The organism is Streptomyces sp. NPDC060366, from assembly GCF_042725135.1.
In the GTDB taxonomy this organism is placed as follows: Bacteria; Actinomycetota; Actinomycetes; order Streptomycetales; family Streptomycetaceae; genus Streptomyces.
In genome coordinates this window covers 1-17522 of sequence record NZ_JBHXDC010000002.1, presented here as the reverse complement: position 1 = coordinate 17522, position 17522 = coordinate 1, and the positions used below count along the sequence as shown (strand labels likewise).

17 protein-coding genes and 1 rRNA gene are annotated in these 17522 nt (G+C 69.1%); 11 read left to right on the top strand and 7 right to left on the bottom strand.

Annotated elements, in window-relative coordinates:
* Positions 1-61: 61 nt before the first annotated feature.
* Positions 62-580: a histidine phosphatase family protein gene (locus ACFWHU_RS04865; RefSeq protein ID WP_164249399.1), complete on the top strand. Its 519-nt coding sequence runs from the start codon at positions 62-64 to the stop codon at positions 578-580.
* Between the two features lie 131 nt (positions 581-711).
* Here the strand turns inward: ACFWHU_RS04865 and serB are convergent, their stop codons facing one another.
* A complete protein-coding gene (serB, locus tag ACFWHU_RS04860) occupies positions 712-1941 on the bottom strand; it encodes a phosphoserine phosphatase SerB (protein WP_385794529.1) in 1230 nt (409 codons plus the stop codon).
* Between the two features lie 282 nt (positions 1942-2223).
* Between serB and ACFWHU_RS04855 the strand changes: the two genes are divergently transcribed.
* Positions 2224-4833, top strand: a complete 2610-nt coding sequence (locus tag ACFWHU_RS04855) for an FHA domain-containing protein (RefSeq protein ID WP_387224008.1) — start codon at positions 2224-2226, stop codon at positions 4831-4833.
* 146 nt (positions 4834-4979) lie between these two features.
* Here ACFWHU_RS04855 and ACFWHU_RS04850 read toward each other — a convergent pair whose 3' ends face one another.
* Both ACFWHU_RS04850 and ACFWHU_RS04845 read right to left on the bottom strand, forming a co-directional pair.
* Positions 4980-5720: a transglycosylase SLT domain-containing protein gene (locus ACFWHU_RS04850; RefSeq protein WP_385794523.1), complete on the bottom strand. Its 741-nt coding sequence runs from the start codon at positions 5718-5720 to the stop codon at positions 4980-4982.
* Positions 5721-6332: 612 nt separating this feature from the next.
* Complete coding sequence (locus ACFWHU_RS04845; RefSeq protein ID WP_385794518.1) at positions 6333-7031, bottom strand: SDR family NAD(P)-dependent oxidoreductase; 699 nt, start codon at positions 7029-7031, stop codon at positions 6333-6335.
* Between the two features lie 201 nt (positions 7032-7232).
* Here ACFWHU_RS04845 and ACFWHU_RS04840 point away from each other — a divergent pair, with 201 nt between their 5' ends.
* The 3 genes from ACFWHU_RS04840 to ACFWHU_RS04830 all read left to right on the top strand — a co-directional run bounded on the left by ACFWHU_RS04840 (position 7233) and on the right by ACFWHU_RS04830 (position 9445).
* Positions 7233-8378 (top strand): GAF domain-containing sensor histidine kinase, encoded by a 1146-nt coding sequence (locus ACFWHU_RS04840; RefSeq protein ID WP_385794515.1) that lies wholly within the window; start codon positions 7233-7235, stop codon positions 8376-8378.
* Positions 8371-9018, top strand: a complete 648-nt coding sequence (locus tag ACFWHU_RS04835; protein ID WP_385794511.1) for a response regulator — start codon at positions 8371-8373, stop codon at positions 9016-9018. The genes ACFWHU_RS04840 and ACFWHU_RS04835 overlap by 8 nt, the downstream gene beginning before the upstream one ends.
* A gap of 181 nt (positions 9019-9199) precedes the next feature.
* Complete coding sequence (locus ACFWHU_RS04830; RefSeq protein WP_385794509.1) at positions 9200-9445, top strand: chaplin; 246 nt, start codon at positions 9200-9202, stop codon at positions 9443-9445.
* A 102-nt stretch (positions 9446-9547) separates the two neighbouring features.
* Here the strand turns inward: ACFWHU_RS04830 and ACFWHU_RS04825 are convergent, their stop codons facing one another.
* Entirely contained in the window at positions 9548-10336 is a 789-nt protein-coding gene (locus tag ACFWHU_RS04825; protein ID WP_387224007.1) for a hypothetical protein, read from the bottom strand.
* Between the two features lie 124 nt (positions 10337-10460).
* Here ACFWHU_RS04825 and ACFWHU_RS04820 point away from each other — a divergent pair, with 124 nt between their 5' ends.
* The 4 genes from ACFWHU_RS04820 (at position 10461) to ACFWHU_RS04805 (ending at position 13792) form a co-directional block, all read left to right on the top strand.
* Complete coding sequence (locus ACFWHU_RS04820) at positions 10461-11252, top strand: ABC transporter ATP-binding protein (protein ID WP_385794505.1); 792 nt, start codon at positions 10461-10463, stop codon at positions 11250-11252.
* A 98-nt stretch (positions 11253-11350) separates the two neighbouring features.
* Positions 11351-11779: an NfeD family protein gene (locus tag ACFWHU_RS04815; RefSeq protein WP_387224006.1), complete on the top strand. Its 429-nt coding sequence runs from the start codon at positions 11351-11353 to the stop codon at positions 11777-11779.
* Between the two features lie 136 nt (positions 11780-11915).
* The gene (locus ACFWHU_RS04810; RefSeq protein ID WP_078078021.1) at positions 11916-12845 is read left to right on the top strand and encodes an SPFH domain-containing protein; all 930 of its coding nucleotides are present in this window, start codon (positions 11916-11918) and stop codon (positions 12843-12845) included.
* A 179-nt stretch (positions 12846-13024) separates the two neighbouring features.
* Complete coding sequence (locus ACFWHU_RS04805; protein WP_385794498.1) at positions 13025-13792, top strand: sulfite exporter TauE/SafE family protein; 768 nt, start codon at positions 13025-13027, stop codon at positions 13790-13792.
* Between the two features lie 72 nt (positions 13793-13864).
* Here the strand turns inward: ACFWHU_RS04805 and ACFWHU_RS04800 are convergent, their stop codons facing one another.
* The 3 genes from ACFWHU_RS04800 to ACFWHU_RS04790 form a co-directional block, all read right to left on the bottom strand.
* Entirely contained in the window at positions 13865-14377 is a 513-nt protein-coding gene (locus ACFWHU_RS04800; RefSeq protein WP_078078023.1) for an HNH endonuclease, read from the bottom strand.
* Positions 14378-14565: 188 nt separating this feature from the next.
* Positions 14566-15105: a YbhB/YbcL family Raf kinase inhibitor-like protein gene (locus tag ACFWHU_RS04795; protein WP_387224005.1), complete on the bottom strand. Its 540-nt coding sequence runs from the start codon at positions 15103-15105 to the stop codon at positions 14566-14568.
* A gap of 89 nt (positions 15106-15194) precedes the next feature.
* The gene (locus ACFWHU_RS04790; protein WP_381799984.1) at positions 15195-15977 is read right to left on the bottom strand and encodes a sporulation protein; all 783 of its coding nucleotides are present in this window, start codon (positions 15975-15977) and stop codon (positions 15195-15197) included.
* A gap of 85 nt (positions 15978-16062) precedes the next feature.
* Between ACFWHU_RS04790 and ACFWHU_RS04785 the strand changes: the two genes are divergently transcribed.
* Positions 16063-16704: a DNA-3-methyladenine glycosylase gene (locus ACFWHU_RS04785; RefSeq protein WP_387224003.1), complete on the top strand. Its 642-nt coding sequence runs from the start codon at positions 16063-16065 to the stop codon at positions 16702-16704.
* A gap of 530 nt (positions 16705-17234) precedes the next feature.
* A 16S ribosomal RNA gene (locus ACFWHU_RS04780) occupies positions 17235-17522 on the top strand; the annotation flags it as partial.

The following is a 17522-nucleotide window of genomic DNA, read 5'->3' as shown; positions in this document are numbered from 1 at the left end:
GGGCGGGTGACCCCTCCAACACCCCGCGCCCGACGGCGCATTTCGTGCGAAGCTGGGATGCATGAGCGTCGAAACACCCCGCAGGATTGTCCTACTCCGGCACGCGAAGGCCGACTGGCCCGACGTGGCCGACCACGAGAGGCCGCTCGCCGAGCGAGGCCGCGCTGACGCCCCGGTGGCCGGCCGCCGGCTCGCGGAGACCGGTATCGCGTTCGACCTGGCTCTCTGTTCGACGGCGGCCCGCACGCGCGAGACCTGGAAGCTGGCGGTGCACGAACTGCCGCAGCGCCCCAGGACCGTGTACGAGGACCGGTTGTACGACGCGACGCTCGGCGATCTCCTCGCGCTGCTCACCGAGACGTCGGACGAGGTGAACGACCTCCTTCTGATCGGCCACAACCCCGGTATGCACGCCCTCGCCGACGCCCTCTCGGCCCGTGCCGAGGGTGACGCGCTGGGCCGGCTGACCGCGAGCGCGTTCCCGACCTCCGCGTTCGCCGTCATCGGTTTCACCGGCTCGTGGAAGACCGTGGAGCCCGACGTGGGGACGCTGCTCGAATACTGGGCCCCGCACGACTGACCGCTCCCGCCCCCTTGCCCACGGCCTGGGACCCTCGACCGCCTCAACTGCCTTGACGACGAAGCCCCGGCACGGTGTGCGTGCCGGGGCTTCTCGTCGGGGTGGTGGGCGTGTTCGGACGGTGGGCGGACTCAGACGGACGGGCCCTCGGCCCCCTCCACCTCTTCGACCTCTTCGCGCGTGATGCCCAGCAGATAGAGCACGGTGTCCAGGAACGGCACGTTCACCGCCGTGTCCGCGGCCTTGCGGACCACCGGCTTGGCGTTGAACGCGACCCCCAGCCCCGCCGCGTTCAGCATGTCGAGATCGTTCGCGCCGTCGCCGATCGCCACGGTCTGGGACAGCGGCACCCCGGCCTCGGCGGCGAACCGGCGCAGCAGCCTGGCCTTGCCCGCCCGGTCGACGATCTCGCCCACGACGCGACCGGTGAGCTTCCCGTCCACTATCTCCAGCGTGTTCGCCGAGGCGAAGTCCAGCCCCAGCTGCTCCTTCAGCGCGTCGGTCACCTGGGTGAACCCGCCGGAGACGACGCCCACTTGGTAGCCGAGCCGCTTGAGCGTACGGATCAGGGTGCGGGCGCCGGGCGTGAGCCGTACCTCCGTGCGTACCTTGTCCACCACCGACGCGTCGAGTCCGGCGAGCAGCGCCACGCGCGCGTGCAGCGACTGCTCGAAGTCCAGTTCGCCGGCCATGGCCCTGGCCGTCACCTCGGCGACCTGCTCCTCGCACCCCGCGTGCGCGGCGAACAGCTCGATGACCTCGTCCTGGATGAGGGTCGAGTCGACGTCCATCACGATCAGCCGCTGCGCCCGGTGGTGCAGCCCGGCCGAGACGACGGCGACGTCCACCCCGATCTCGGCGGCCTCGGTCGCCAGCGCCGTGCGCAGCGGTTCGGTCTCCGTGCCCGACACCGCGAACTCCACAGCGGTGACCGGGTACTTCGCCAGCCGGAAGATACGGTCGATGTTCCCGCCGGTCGAGGTGATACGGGCGGCGATGGCCGCCGTCGACTCGGCGGACAGCGGATGTCCGAGCACCGTGACATGGGAACGGCCGCTGCCGCGCGGCCTGTTGTCGCCGGTCCCGGAGATGATCTCGGCCTGGAGCTTGAGGGAGTCGGCCCAGCTGTGGACGGTCGCGCGCAGTGCGCCCTCGGCGCCGTCGCCGCCCGGCGAGGTGACGAGCGCGCACAGGACGATACGGCCACGGGTGACGACCTGCTCGATGTCTATGACGTCGAGCGAATAGGCGGCGAGGGTGTCGAAGAGGCCGGCGGTGATCCCCGGGCGGTCTTTCCCGAAGATCTTGACGAGAAGTGTGGGGGCGGCGTCAGTGGACTGACGGGGCTGCGATGCGCTCATGGTGATCCCACCGTATCGGGCGTGACGCGTGGGGCGACCCGGCGTCCCGCGTACCGGACATGCCACGAGTAGGCCACGGGCGTGCCACGGAATGCCCCGTGGGACACGAGTCCCGGTTGAGGGTTTTGCGACTGTTCACTTACGTTTCGCCATGCCACTTACGGGATTTTGCGCTCTTTCCCGAGGCCCGACTTTCGTATAAGGGGGCGGGCCTGAAATAGTTCCCCCCGATGTTCGCCATCCCTAGACTCCCTGTGATGGGAGCAACCCGGGGGACAACTAGTGGGGCATGGAGTGCCGGAACTCGTACTTGAACTGAACGGAAGGACCTGGACGCTCGATCAGTCCAGGTCGTACACCCTGGGACGTGATCCGCAGGGCGACCTGGTGATCGACGACGCCCGGGTCTCGTGGCGTCACGCCACCATCAGCTGGGGGGGCCGTAGTTGGGTAATTGAAGACCACGGCAGCACCAACGGCACTTATGTGCAGGGCCAGCGGATCCACCAGATGGAAATCGGCCCTGGTGCCGCTGTACATCTCGGCAATGCGACCGACGGACCGCGGCTGAGTCTGAGCGGCGCGGCGGCCGGTGCGTACGACCCGCAGAGCGCGGCGCCCCAGCAGGCCCAGGTGCCACAGGCCCAGGCACCGCAGGCGCAGCACGCGCCGCCGCAGGGCGGCCCGGGTTGGGCGCCCCAGCAGCAGCCGCCCCAGCAGCAGGGCTGGCCGCAGCAGCAGCCCCAGCACCAACAGCAGCAGCCTCAGCACGGCTACGTACCGCCGCAGCACGGAGGGCCGGGGGGCCCCGGTGCCGGCGGTCCCGGTGGTCATGGCGGTCCCGGCTCGGGTGGCGCGGCGGGGGCGCCGCCGGTGTACGGGGACCGCAGTCCGACCACGTTCCACCAGGTGGCTCTCGGCCGGGTGATGCGCATCGGCCGTGCGCTGGAGAACGAACTGGTCGTCTCCGACCTCCAGGTCTCCCGTCTGCACGCCGAGTTCACCTCGACGCCCGACGGCCGTTTCCAGATCCGCGACCTCGGATCCCACAACGGCACGTACGTCAACGGTCAGCCGATCCCCAAGTCCGGTACGGCGCTCATCGGCCCGAACGACATCGTGGGCGTCGGCCACTCGACCTTCCGCCTCGTCGGCGACCGGCTCGAGGAGTTCGTCGACACCGGTGAGGTCTCCTTCTCCGCCCGCCACCTCACGGTGACGGTCGACGGCGGCAAGCAGATCCTCAAGGACGTCTCCTTCGGCGTCCCCGAGAAGTCGCTCATCGCGGTCATCGGCCCCTCGGGCTCCGGCAAGTCCACGCTCCTCAAGGCGCTCACCGGCTACCGGCCCGCCAACGAGGGCGACGTCCTGTACGACAACAGGAATCTGTACAAGCAGTTCGCCGAGCTGCGCCAGCGCATCGGTCTGGTCCCGCAGGACGACATCCTGCACAAGGAGCTGACCGTACGGAAGGCGCTCAAGTACGCCGCCAAGCTCCGCTTCCCCGGTGACACCGCCGAGTCCGAGCGCGAGGCCCGGATCGACGAGGTGCTGCGCGAGCTGAAGCTCGACATCCACAAGGAGAAGCGGGTCACCTCGCTCTCCGGAGGCCAGCGCAAGCGTGTCTCGGTCGCTCTCGAACTGCTGACCAAGCCGTCGCTGATCTTCCTGGACGAGCCCACCTCGGGTCTCGACCCGGGCATGGACCGCGACGTCATGCAGCTCCTGCGCGGCCTCGCCGACGACGGCCGCACCGTTCTGGTCGTCACCCACTCCGTGGCCGAGCTGGCGATCTGCGACAAGCTGCTCGTCATGGCGCCCGGCGGCTCGGTCGCGTACTTCGGACCGCCGGAGGAAGCGCTCAACTTCTTCGGCTACACCACCTGGGCCGATGTCTTCTCGGCGTTCGAGAACTACCGCGACTACGACTGGGCGGGCCGCTGGCGCGGCTCGCAGCACTACCAGATGTACGCCGCCGACATCGACGCCGTCGCCGCGCAGTCCGGCCACATGCCGACGCCGCAGCAGATGCGCCCGCCGAAGCCGCAGAGCTGGGGCTCCCAGCTCTGGACGCTGATCCGCCGCTACTCCTCGGTCATCGCCTCCGACCGGGGCTTCCTCGGCCTGATGGTGATACTGCCCGCCGTTCTCGGCGTGGTGAGCGTCGTGATTCCGGCGGAGTACGGTCTGGGGCCGCCGGAGGCGCCGGACAGGTTCAACGGCAAGGCCGGGACGATCCTGCTGATCCTCGCGGTCGGCATGTGCTTCTCGGGTGCGGCCAACTCCGTACGAGAACTGATCAAGGAACGGGTGATCTACGAACGGGAACGGGCCACCGGCCTCTCCCGCTCCGCGTACCTGATGTCCAAGGTCATCGTGCTCGGTGTGATCACGGCCTTCCAGGGCGTCATCATCTGCGGCATCGGCTTCGCGCCCCGCGCGCTGCCCGACGAGGGCCTGATCATGCCGCCGGCCGTCGAGATGTGCATCGTCATCATCGCGCTCGGCTTCACGTCGATGATGTTCGGTCTGGTGATCTCCTCGCTGGTGAAGACCGCCGAGAAGACCATGCCGCTGCTGGTCATGTTCGCGATCGTCCAGGTCGTCTTCACCGGCACGCTCTTCCAGGTCTACGGTTCGCCCGGCCTGGAGCAGTTCGCCTGGCTGATGCCCTCGCGCTGGGCGATCGCAGGCACCGGCTCGACCCTCGACCTGGCGCATCTGATGCCGCCGTGGGACCCCAAGAGCCCCAACGACCTGGACCCGCTCTGGGACCACTCGGTGGCGCAGTGGGGCTTCAACATCACGGTGCTGCTGCTCATCGGCGCCGTGTGCGGGGTCGTGGTGGCGCGGTTGCTGCGCCGCCACGAGCCGGAGGTCATGCGCAAGTAACGCGGAGCACGCACGCCGCCGGTGGGCGGCACCCCTTCGCGGGGTGCCGCCCACCGGCGTCTGTACGAGTCTGTGTCGCGCGTGGTGCGCGTGCTCGTAGGGGCCTCATTGCCCCTACGGCCTTACGGGGACGGTCGTGCGGCGGCTCAGTAGGCGCTGTCGACGTTGTCGATCGAGCCGTAGCGGTCGGCGGCGTAGTTGGCCGCGGCGACGATGTTGGCGACCGGGTGGTACTGGCTGTCAGGCGTGCCCTTGACGTGGTACGTGTCGAAGGTCGGCTTGATGACCTGGAGCAGGCCGATCGACGGGACGCCGTTCTTCGCGTTGATGTCCCAGTTGTTGATCGCACGCGGGTCGCCACTGGACTCACGGATGATGTTGCGGTGCAGACCCTCGTACGTGCCGGGGATCTTCTCCTTCTTCATGATGGACAGGGCTTCCTTGATCCATCCGTTCAGGTTGTTGGCGTAGGCGGGCTTGCGGTCGGCGGAGCGGTTGGCCTTGGCCTTCTCGGCCGCACGTTTCTTGGCCTTGGCTGCCGCCTTCGCCTTGGCGTCGGCCGCCTTCTCCTTGGCGTCGTCGGCCTTGGTCGTGGCCGTCAGCGACGAGTCCTGCTTCGCGTGAATCTCCGCGACGCGGTCGGCGATGGTGTTCTGGTTGGTCAGGCTCTCGTGGACGGCTGCGGCCTGGCCGCTGCCGTTCGCGATGTTCCAGGCCGCCGGGGCGGTGGAGACGGAGGCGGCCACGTCCTTGCTCTGGGTCTCGGCGGATGCGTTGGCCGGGATCAAGGAGAAGCTGACGGCCGCGGCGGCGACTGCTGTCACGCCGGCGATCGAGAGCTTGTGGCTCTTCTTCAGACGGTTGCCAGTGGTGCTGGACGCGGTCATACGACATACCTCTTCGAATAGCGGGAGTCGCGGTGGCCGGTCGGCCTGATGCCTTCTTATCGGCGGCGACGGCTGCAATTCTTAGCGGCAGCAAAATCATGTGGCAAAGGTGGGATGTACGACCCGTGTTAGTTGAAAGGGGTTGAAAAGGGACACCTCGATACCCACTCAGGGCACACTTATGCCGGTCGTTATGTCCACTACGTACCTTCGTAAGTGATGTGCGTCCTATGTGCGGCGTCACATTGAGCAGGTACCCGATTCACCTCAGGTTGCTGGCGCAACTCGGAGAGTGAGCGGTCTCGACCGGCAGGACGAGGTGGCCGTCGCCGGACTCGTGCCAGAGGTGGAGACGCCGTACCGCCGCCGTACGACCGGCCTCCAGGGCGATCGCCGCCGGCATCGGCGGATGCGGGGCCCGCGGCCCATGCGCCCCGGTCAGCGGCCCGTCCACAACACGCACTCCGCGCCGCGGCGTGACCACCAGGTCCCTCCAGCCGGCCGCCGCACGCACGCCCCCGCCGACACCGGCGTGCGTACGGCCGTGGTCCCGACGGCGATGGGTGCGACGCCTCCGGGCCCCGCGTCACCCGGAGCCGGACGTCGCCCCGGTCATGACGCCAGCCCCAGCAACGAGGTGGCCGAGTAGCGGCCGCTCTTCGGCCGCCGTCCGAGCAGCCGCAGGAAGCCCGGCACCACGGAACGGGGGTCCGGCCGCGTCTCGCCGTCGTCCGGCACGGCCGCCGCGTACAGATCCGTCTGCATGTCGCCCGGATCGACCGTCCACACCCGCAGCCGCGGCTCCTCCACGGCGAGCACGGCGGCCAGATGGTCGAGCGCGGCCTTCGACGCCCCGTACCCGCCCCAGGTCTCGTACGCCTCCGCCGCCGCGTCCGAGCTGACGGCGATCACCGTGCCCGCGCCGCTCGCCCGCAGCAGCGGCAGCGCCTCCTGCACCAGCCCGAGCGCCGCGACCACATTCGTCTCCAGCGCCGCCCGCAGCCCGTCGAGCGCCAGCGCGTCCAGCCGTACGAGCGGCTCGGCGCCCAGCGCGCTCGCGTTGCTCACCAGCAGATCGAGCCCGCCGAGCCCGGCCGCCGCCGCGACCAGCTCCGCGCGGTGGACGGGATCCGTTACATCCCCCTCGACCGCCGTCACCCGCGTCCCGTGCGCCCGGATCTCCGCCGCGGCCTCCACCAGCGGCCCCGCCGTCCTGGCGTCGAGCACCAGGTCCCAGCCCTCGCGCGCGAGCGCGCCGCCGAGCGCGCGCCCCAGCCCCTTGGAAGCCCCCGTGATGACCGCTACCGGCATGGCGTCCGCTCCTTCTCGCCTCGGGTCGGCTCCGGACGACGTCGCCGAGGGCCGTTGTCCTCAAAGTAGAAAGGGCGGGCGTCCCGCCGCCTCGGGCGCGAGTCCCGCCGTGGCGAGGCACTTCGGCCTAGGCCGTTGGCCCTCGTCCCACTGCGCCTCAGGTCCGATCCGGCCGCTCCCACCCGCCGGTACGGTGAGGCCATGAGCCATCGACCGAGCTCCGGGCTCGCCGCCGTGAGCAGCGCACTTCTGGCGATGAGCAGACATCTGGAAGTACGGGACGTCCTCAAGACGATCGTCGCCTCCGCCCGCGAACTGCTCGACGCCGAGTACGCGGCGCTCGGCGTCCCGGACGACCACGGCGGCTTCTCCCAGTTCGTGGTCGACGGCGTCAGCGACGAGCAGTGGAAGGCCATCGGCCCGCTCCCGCGCCAGCACGGCATCCTCGCGGCGATGCTGCACGAGGCGCGGCCCGAGCGGCTCGCCGACGTGAAGAAGGACCCACGCTTCGGCGGCTGGCCCGGCGCCCACCCCGACATGTCCGACTTCCTCGGCCTGCCCATCCGCGACGGCGAGCAGACGATCGGCATCCTCTTCCTCGCCAACAAGCGCTGCCCCAAGCCGGTCGGCGGCTGCGGATTCACCGAGGAGGACGAGGAACTCCTCGGCATCCTCGCCCAGCACGCGGCGATCGCCCTCACCAACGCCAGGCTGTACGAGCGCAGCCGGGAGCTCACCATCGCCGAGGAACGCTCCCGCCTCGCCCACGAACTCCACGACGCGGTCAGCCAGAAACTCTTCTCGCTGCGGCTCACCGCCCAGGCCGTGTCCAGCCTCATCGACCGCGACCCGGCACGGGCCAAGGGCGAACTGCAACAGGTCGCCGACCTCGCCGCCGAGGCCGCCGACGAACTGCGCGCCGCAGTCGTCGAGCTGCGCCCCGCGGCCCTCGACGAGGACGGCCTCGTCCACACCCTGCGCACCCACATCCAGGTACTCGACCGTGCGCACTCCGCACAGGTCACCTTCGACAGCTGCGGGGTACGGGCGCTGCCCGCCGCCCAGGAGGAAGCGATGCTGCGGGTCGCCCAGGAAGCGCTCCACAACGCGCTGCGCCACTCCGGCGCGGACCGCGTCGACGTCTCCATCGCCCCCCGGGGCCCTGGCGCGGTCCTCAGCGTCACCGACAACGGCAAGGGCTTCGAACCGAGGACCGTCCGCAGGGCCGGCCGCCACCTCGGGCTCGTCTCGATGCGCGACAGGTCGAGCGGTGTGGGCGGCAGGCTGACCGTTCAATCGGCGCCCGGACAGGGCACCACGATCGAGATGGAAGTGCCCGGTGGCTGACAACAGGAAAATCCGCGTGCTGCTGGTGGACGACCACCAGGTGGTCCGGCGCGGACTGCGCACCTTCCTGGAGATCCAGGACGACATAGAGGTCGTCGGCGAGGCGTCCGACGGCGACGAGGGCGTGGCCGGCGCGGAGGAGCTGCACCCGGACGTCGTCCTGATGGACATCAAGATGCCGGGCACCGACGGCATCGAGGCGCTGCGCAAGCTCCGCGATCTCGCCAACCCGGCCAAGGTGCTGATCGTCACGAGCTTCACCGAGCAACGCACGGTGGTGCCCGCGCTGCGTGCCGGGGCCGCCGGCTATGTGTACAAGGACGTCGACCCGGAGGCGCTGGCCGGCGCCATCCGCTCCGTGCACGCCGGTCATGTCCTGCTCCAGCCGGAGGTGGCGGGCGCCCTGCTGGCCCAGGACGACCCCGGCACGGGACACGGCAGGGGGTCCTCGCTCACCGACCGGGAGCGCGAGGTGCTCACCCTGATCGCGGACGGCCGCTCCAACCGGGAGATCGCCCGCGCGCTCGTCCTCTCGGAGAAGACCGTCAAGACGCATGTCTCGAACATCCTGATGAAGCTCGACCTCGCCGACCGCACGCAGGCGGCGCTGTGGGCCGTACGGCACGGGATCACGGGCTGAGCGCGGGTCCGGCCCGCGCCGGGGGGCCTCTCCACGGGTGGTTCGGAATGTCGTCTTCCGATCTGAGATTCATACCGTCGGGTGTATGTCCCCCACACGGCGTATCCCTGGAGGCGTCCGCGCGTTCTCCATGGCGTGCCGCGGAGTACCGCCGCGGTCCTTGCGATGGAGGATCCTGAAAATGAACAGCTTCAAGAAGGCCGCCGCCCTCACCATGATCGCCGGTGGCCTCGTCGCCGCTGGCTCCGGCGCCGCCTTCGCCACCGACGGCGCCCACGCCGACGGCAAGGCCGTGCACTCGCCCGGCGTCGGCTCGGGCAACCTCGTTCAGGCCCCGATCCACATCCCGGTGAACGCGGTCGGCAACACGGTCAACGTGATCGGCGTCCTCAACCCGGCGTTCGGCAACGGCGGCTTCAACGGCTGATCCACCGCCCGCCCCACCGCCTTCAAGGCGCCGCGGCCCCGGTGCCCGTCCTCAGCGACGGGCACCGGGGCCGTGCCATATGTCACACCCCCAGGGGCCCGTTCAGCGCGGCCCGCGATCCAGCTCCTCCACATACGCGTTGTACGCCGCCACCTGCGCCCGCCTCGACACCCGCTCCACCGGCCGCAGCGCCTCACCGCGCGCCGCCATCTCCGACGCGCTCACCGCCCCGCCGTGCCCGTTCTCCCGCGCCAGCGCGACCAGCAGACCCACCCGCTGCGCCAGCTCCAGCACCCGTACCGCACGCGGCGGATAACCCGGAGCCAGCACCTCACGGCCACGCTCCGCCCGAGCCCGGTAGGCGTCCAACGCCGCCTCCGCCACCGGCCCCGACCCCGCGACGTCCAGCCGCGACAGCGCGTCCGTCGCGTCCCGCAGCGCCTCCGCCAGCTCCCGCTCCGCCTCGCCGAGCGACGGCACGTCCGCCGGCGGCGCCTCGCGCACCGGCAGACAGTGCCAGACCACCTCGACATGCCGGTCACCGTCGGGCCCCACCGCCGACACCTCGGGCACCAGCCAGTACGGCGCCCCCGACGCGACCACCGCCTCCTCGGCGTCCAGCGCACGGGCGTTGAACTCCGGCGGCCCGCTGAGCCCCAGCGGATGCCCCGGCGCCGGAAGCGCCACCCGGTACCCGGTCACGCCCAGCGCGCGCAGCCGGCCGAGCGCCAGCGTCAGTCCGACCGGCCCCGTCTCGCCCGGCAGCCCGGCCACCCGGTGCACCGCGTCCGGCCCGACGATCGCGAGTACGGCGTCGTCCGGCGATACGAAACCGGCAAGGAGGGCATTTCCCCAGGCCGCCAACAGTCCTGAGCGTGGTTCCAGAAGCATGGCCCCAGCCTAGGGAACGGACCTAAGGAGTTGACCGCCGGACCGGTGGCGTAGGTTTTCCCTGTGGAGCTGCGCCCACTGGCGCATGCCAGATCTCAAGACTGCATGGGGAGACAACGCGCTCATGAGCGATGTACTGGAGCTGGTGGACGTATCCGTGGTCCGCGACGGCCGCGCTCTGGTGGACGACGTCTCCTGGTCCGTCAAGGAAGGCGAACGCTGGGTCATCCTCGGCCCCAACGGCGCCGGAAAGACGACCCTCCTCAACCTCGCGTCCAGCTACCTCTTCCCCTCCACCGGCAAGGTGAAGATCCTCGGCGACAAGCTCGGCAAGGTCGACGTCTTCGAACTCCGCCCCCGCATCGGCATGGCCGGAGTCGCCATGGCCGAAAAGCTGCCCAAGCGCCAGACCGTTCTCCAGACGGTCCTCACCGCCGCGTACGGCATGACCGCCACCTGGCACGAGAACTACGACGAGGTCGACGAGCGGCGCGCCCGCGCCTTCCTCGACCGGCTCGGCATGACCGAGTACCTGGACCGCAGGTTCGGCACGCTCTCCGAGGGCGAACGCAAGCGCACCCTGATCGCCCGCGCGATGATGACCGACCCCGAACTGCTGCTCCTGGACGAGCCCGCCGCCGGTCTCGACCTCGGCGGCCGGGAGGATCTCGTACGCCGCCTCGGCCGCCTCGCCAGGGACCCGTACGCCCCCTCCATGATCATGGTCACCCACCATGTCGAGGAGATCGCCCCCGGCTTCACGCACGTCCTCATGATCCGCCAGGGCAAGGTCCTCGCCGCGGGACCCATGGAGACCGAGCTGACGTCGCGTAACCTCTCGCTCTGCTTCGGCCTCCCGCTCGTCGTCGAGCAGGCCAACGACCGCTGGTCCGCCCGCGGTCTGCCGCTGCGCTGAACTCCCGGGCCCCGGACGGTCCCTACGGCGCCCGCGCGCCCCCGATGACCTGATCGCACCCCTGTCCGGACCGGACTCGCCGCCCTACCATGATGATTGTGGAAATCGAAGCATGGGTGTGGTGGCTGATCGCGGCCGTGGGACTGGGAATTCCGCTCGTCCTGACGGCGATGCCCGAATTCGGGATGTTCTCCGCGGGAGCGGTGGCCGGTGCCGTCGTCGCGGCGCTCGGTGGCGGAATCGTGGCGCAGGTCCTCGTCTTCGTGGGGGTCTCGGTCGCCCTCATCGCCGTCGTACGGCCCCTGGCGGCCAGACAAGGCCCCCGAACTCCCCGCCTGGCCACGGGAATCGACGCCCTGAAGGGGCGTCAGGCCGTGGTCCTGGAACGGGTCGACGGCAGCGGGGGCAGGATCAAACTCGCCGGCGAGATCTGGTCGGCACGCTCCCTCGACGCCGAACAGGTCTTTGAACCGGGGGAGAAGGTCGACGTCGCCGACATCGACGGCGCGACCGCCGTGGTGATGTGAGCGCCCGCCACATCCCCGCGTACGCCGTCCGAACTGAGCCAACCAGGCCGAACACCCCGCACACGCAGGCGTGTTCTGCGAAACTAGATCATCTGACAGTCCGGCAGTCCGGCAGCGAAGGGCAGTAGGGAACGCGATGCCATCAATCATCATCGTCCTGGTCATCCTGGTGGTGCTTGTATTCATCGCCCTGATCAAGACGATCCAGGTCATCCCGCAGGCGAGCGCCGCCATCGTGGAGCGCTTCGGGCGCTACACCCGCACGCTCAACGCGGGCCTGAACATCGTGGTCCCGTTCATCGACTCGATCCGCAACCGCATCGACCTCCGTGAACAGGTCGTCCCCTTCCCGCCCCAGCCGGTGATCACCCAGGACAACCTGGTCGTCAACATCGACACCGTCATCTATTACCAGGTCACCGACGCCCGCGCCGCGACGTACGAAGTGGCCAGCTACATCCAGGCGATCGAACAGCTCACCGTCACCACGCTGCGCAACATCATCGGCGGCATGGACCTGGAGCGGACCCTCACCTCGCGCGAGGAGATCAACGCGGCCCTGCGCGGTGTCCTCGACGAAGCCACCGGCAAATGGGGCATCCGCGTCAACCGCGTCGAGCTCAAGGCCATCGAGCCGCCGACCTCCATCCAGGACTCGATGGAGAAGCAGATGCGCGCGGACCGCGACAAGCGCGCCGCGATCCTCACCGCCGAGGGCATTCGGCAATCGGCGATCCTGACCGCCGAGGGCGAGAAGCAGTCGGCGATCCTGCGTGCCGAAGGTGAGGCCAAGGCCGCCGCGCTGCGCGCCGAGGGCGAGGCCCAGGCCATCCGTACGGTCTTCGAGTCCATCCACGCCGGAGACCCCGACCAGAAGCTCCTCGCCTACCAGTACCTCCAGATGCTCCCCAAGATCGCCGAGGGCGACGCCAACAAGCTCTGGATCGTGCCCAGCGAGATCGGCGACGCGCTCAAGGGACTCAGCGGCGCGTTCGACAACCTCGGCGCAGGCGTACCGGGCTTCAACACCGGCAAGGAGCGGCGCCAGCAGCCGCCGCTCGACTGATCCGCCCGGACTGATCCGTAGGCCAGGGTCCCGTACGCGACGCACCACCCCGCCGTACGGGACCCACCCCGCCGTACGGGACGCGGACCGCGGTACGGGACGCGGACCGCGGTACGGGACACGGCCCGGCGTCGGGCATGATCGGTGCAGCAACCACCGATCACCGAGGGGCGTAACGCGTGACCATCTGGGAGATGCTCGCCGTCTTTGTCGCGGGCACCTGCGCCGGAACCATCAACGCCATGGTCGGATCGGGGACGCTGATCACGTTCCCCGTACTGCTCGCGACCGGCATGCCCCCCGTCACCGCCACCGTCTCCAACGCACTCGGCCTGATACCGGGCGCCGTCAGCGGAGCCATCGGCTACCGCGCGGAACTCACCGGACAGCGCCGCCGCGTCATGCGCCTGGGCGCCGCCGCCGTCTGCGGCGGCCTCTGCGGAGCGATCCTGCTCGTCTCCCTGCCGTCGACGGCCTTCGAGACGATCGTGCCGATCCTCGTCAGCCTCGCCCTCGTGCTGGTGATCCTCCAGCCCCGGCTCTCCAAGACCGTTCAGCGCCGCCGCGAGCGCAAGAACGTCATGACGAAGACCGACGGCGGGCCGCTGCTCATCGGCGGCGTACTGACCGCCAGCATCTACGGGGGCTACTTCACGGCGGCCCAGGGGATCATCTACATGTCCCTGATGGGCATGCTGATCGACGAGGAGATGCAGCGGCTCAACGCCGTCAAGAACGTCCTCGCCGCCATCGTCAACACCATCGCGGCGGTGTTCTTCCTGTTCGTGGCGCACTTCGACTGGACGGCGGTCGTACTCATCGCCGTGGGCTCGGCGATCGGCGGCCAGATCGGTGCGAAGGTCGGCAGACGGCTGTCACCCACGGTGCTGCGCGGACTGATCGTGGTCGTCGGCACGGCGGCCGTCGTCCAGCTGGTCACCCGCTGACACCTCCGCGGTCGTCGGGCGGGCCGCACACGCGACCCGCCCGGCCAAGAAGTCCGATGTCCGCCTCGACGGCTACGCGGCCGTACCGACCCCCGCCAGCCACTGCGGCAGAGTGGAGCGCTCACCGGCCCGCAGCGCCAACAGCATCGCGTCGGCCGGAGACGGCACGAACGGCTCGTACAGCAGCGGCATTCCCGCCTGCTCCGGCGTCCGGTCGGCCTTGCGGTGATTGTCCTCGGCGCACGAAGCGACCGTATTGAGCCAGCTGTCCGCACCGCCACGCGACCGCGGCACCACGTGGTCCACGGTCGTCCCGCGCCGGCCGCAGTACGCACACCGGTGCTGGTCGCGTATCAGCACCCCACGTCTCGACCACGGAGCCTGTCTTCGGAAGGGCACCCGTACATACCGGCAGAGCCTGATCACCCGGGGTACCGGGAGATCCACCGCTGCCGCACGCACCCGCAGACCGGGGTGGGACTGCTCGACGACGGCCTTGTCCTGAAGGACCAGCACCACCGCTCGGTTGAGTGTCACCGTCGACAGCGGCTCGAAGCTCGCATTCAGTACCAGCGTGTCCCGCATCCCGCCCACCTCCCGTGTGCCGCCCCGCCGGACGGCGGGCTGGGATCAACTCTGGCCGGGCGCGCCAAGATGGACAACGCAATATCCGCCGATCCGAGTTCCGGGGACGACCCCAATACCCCCGCAACAAAAAAATGCCCTGCTCTGATCTCTCCAAGACCAGGGCAGGGCAAACAACAGCTGAACGCTCAGCCGGCCGCCGGAGCGGTGAACTCACCGATCAGCTGCGCACGCGCCAGTGTGTGGTACCTCAGATTGAAGCCGACCACGGCCGGCGAGGCATCCGAATCCGGCCCCAGCGTGTCGCTGTCCACCGCGTAGACCGTGAACACATAGCGGTGCGCGGGATCGCCCTCCGGGGGAGCGGCGCCCCCGAAGTCCTTCGACCCGTAGTCGTTACGGGCGTGCACGGCGCCCTTGGGCAGCCCCTCGAACGAGCCGGAGCCCGCGCCCGCCGGCAGCTCGGTGACCGACGCCGGAATGTCGAACAGCGACCAGTGCCAGAATCCGCTCCCGGTCGGTGCGTCGGGATCGAAACACGTCACGGCAAAGCTCTTGGTCTCCGCGGGGAACCCCTCCCACCGCAGATGCGGCGACGTGTTCCCCGCCGCGAAGACCTGGGCGTCCTTCAGGACCGCGCCGGGCGCGATGTCGTCGCTCACCACGGTGAAGGACGGCACGGGCGGCAGGAAGTCGTGAGGGAGAGGAGCCCTCTTCGCCTCGGTCACTACTGAACCTCCGGATTCGGCTTCACGCCGCCGGGCCACGAACCGCGACCCGACGGCCTTCCGAAGCCGAGACTAGAGCCGGACAGACGTCAGGCCCAGTTACGACGTCCGCCGACGTCCGCGATCCACTGGTTGAGGTAGGCGGCCCAGTCGGTTCCCTGGAAGTCGTGGAGACCCACCTTGAACGCGCGGAACGAGTCGCTGCCCTCACTGAAGAGGCCCGGCTTCTTGTCCATCTCCAGGATGACGTCCATCTCACGGTCGTCCGCGACGAACGTCAGCTCGACCTGGTTCAGCCCGCGGTACCGCTGCGGCGGAACGAACTCGATCTCCTGGTAGAACGGCAGCCGCTGACGCGTCCCGCGGATGTGCCCACGCTCCATGTCCGCGCTCTTGAAGCGGAAGTCCAGGCTGATGAAGGCGTCCAGGATGGCCTGCTGGGCCGGCAGCGGGTGCACGTTGATCGGGTCCAGGTCACCGGAGTCCAGCGCCCGGGCGATCTCCAGCTCCGTCGTCACACCGATGTTCATGCCGTGCAGCTGCTGTCCGGCGATGCTCGTCACCGGCGTCTCCCACGGGATCTCCAGCCCGAACGGCACCACGTGCACCGCACCGGCCTGCACCTCGAAGGCGCCACCCAGACGCTGCTTGACGAACTCCAGGTCCTGCTTGACCTCCTGGTCACCGCCCTCGACCTCGACGCGCGCCTGGAGACCGACGGAGAGTCCCTCGATCTGCTGGGCCACCGACCCGCCCTGGACACGCACCTCGCCCTGGACGACCCCGCCCGGCACGACGTTCTGCTCGGTCAGCTCGGTCTCGACGGACGCCCCACCGGCGCCCATGCTCGCGAGCAGCCTCTTGAAGCCCATAGTCACTCCTCCTGGATCCTGACCTCTGTACGCGTCTACATACGCGTCACGACCGCGGGCGGTTCCCCCGCTACGCTCGGACGCCATGATCGAGCGCCCCGACCGTACGCCGCTGCCCCGCGCCTTCTTCAACCGCCCCGTGCTGGAAGTCGCCCCCGACCTCCTCGGCCGAACCCTCCTGCGCCGCACGGCGGAAGGAACCGTGGAGCTGCGCCTCACGGAGGTGGAGGCGTACGCGGGGGACATCGATCCGGGCTCCCACGCCTACCGCGGCCGGACGGCCCGCAACGACGTGATGTTCGGCCCGCCCGGCCACGCGTACGTCTACTTCACGTACGGCATGTGGCACTGCCTCAACCTGGTGTGCGGTCCCGTGGGCCGGGCGAGCGGTGTGCTGCTGCGCGCGGGGGAGGTCCGGGAGGGTAAGGACCAGGTACGGCAACGACGTGTCTCGGCCCGCCACGACAAGGAACTGGCCAAAGGCCCGGCCCGGTTGGCCACCGGTCTGGACGTCGACCGCGGCCTGAACGGCACGGACGTCTGCGCCGGCGACGACTCGCCCCTGTCCGTACTCACGGGCACACCGCCACCGAGTGACCAGGTACGCAGCGGTCCGCGCACCGGCGTGGGCGGCGAAGGCGCCCCGCACCCCTGGCGGTTCTGGATCGACGGGGACCCCACGGTGAGCCCGTACCGCGCGCACACCCCCCGCCGCCGGGCAACTTGACGCGCCGGGTCCGGACCCCTAATGTAGTCCGAGCCGCTTTCAACGGGTCTTGCTCTTCAGCAGCTCGCAGCGGCCACCCACTACCTACGATTTCCCCCTGACGGGTTCCCTTTCGGCATGCCGAAATTCGAACTTGTCCGGCTCGATTATGAGTCGCCCGGAGAATCGGTTAACGTAGTGAACACGCCGAAAGGGAAACGCGAAAGCGGATATCTGAAAGCGTTCCCGCCGACCGGGAATCGGACGCCGAAAGGTTCTGATAGAGTCGGAAATGCAAGACAGCAAGACCGAAGGGAAAGCCCGGAGGGACCCGGAGACGGGACCGAAGGAAGCGTCCGTTCCTTGAGAACTCAACAGCGTGCCAAAAGTCAACGCCAGATATGTTGATACCCCGACCTCGTCCACATTCTGTGGATTGGGTTGAGGTTCCTTTGATAGAAACACAGCGAGGACGCTGTGAACAGCCAATCTTATTCCGACTGGTTGTTCCGCTCTCGTGGTGTCCACCTGACCTTCGGGTCGGGAAAACATTCACGGAGAGTTTGATCCTGGCTCAGGACGAACGCTGGCGGCGTGCTTAACACATGCAAGTCGAACGATGAAGCCTTCGGGTGGATTAGTGGCGAACGGGTGAGTAACACGTGGGCAATCTGCCCTGCACTCTGGGACAAGCCCTGGAAACGGGGTCTAATACCGGATAATACTGTGCCCCTCATGGGGGACGGTTAAAAGCTCCGGCGGTGCAGGATGAGCCCGCGGCCTATCAGCTTGTTGGTGGGGTAATGGCCTACCAAGGCGACGACGGGTAGCCGGCCTGA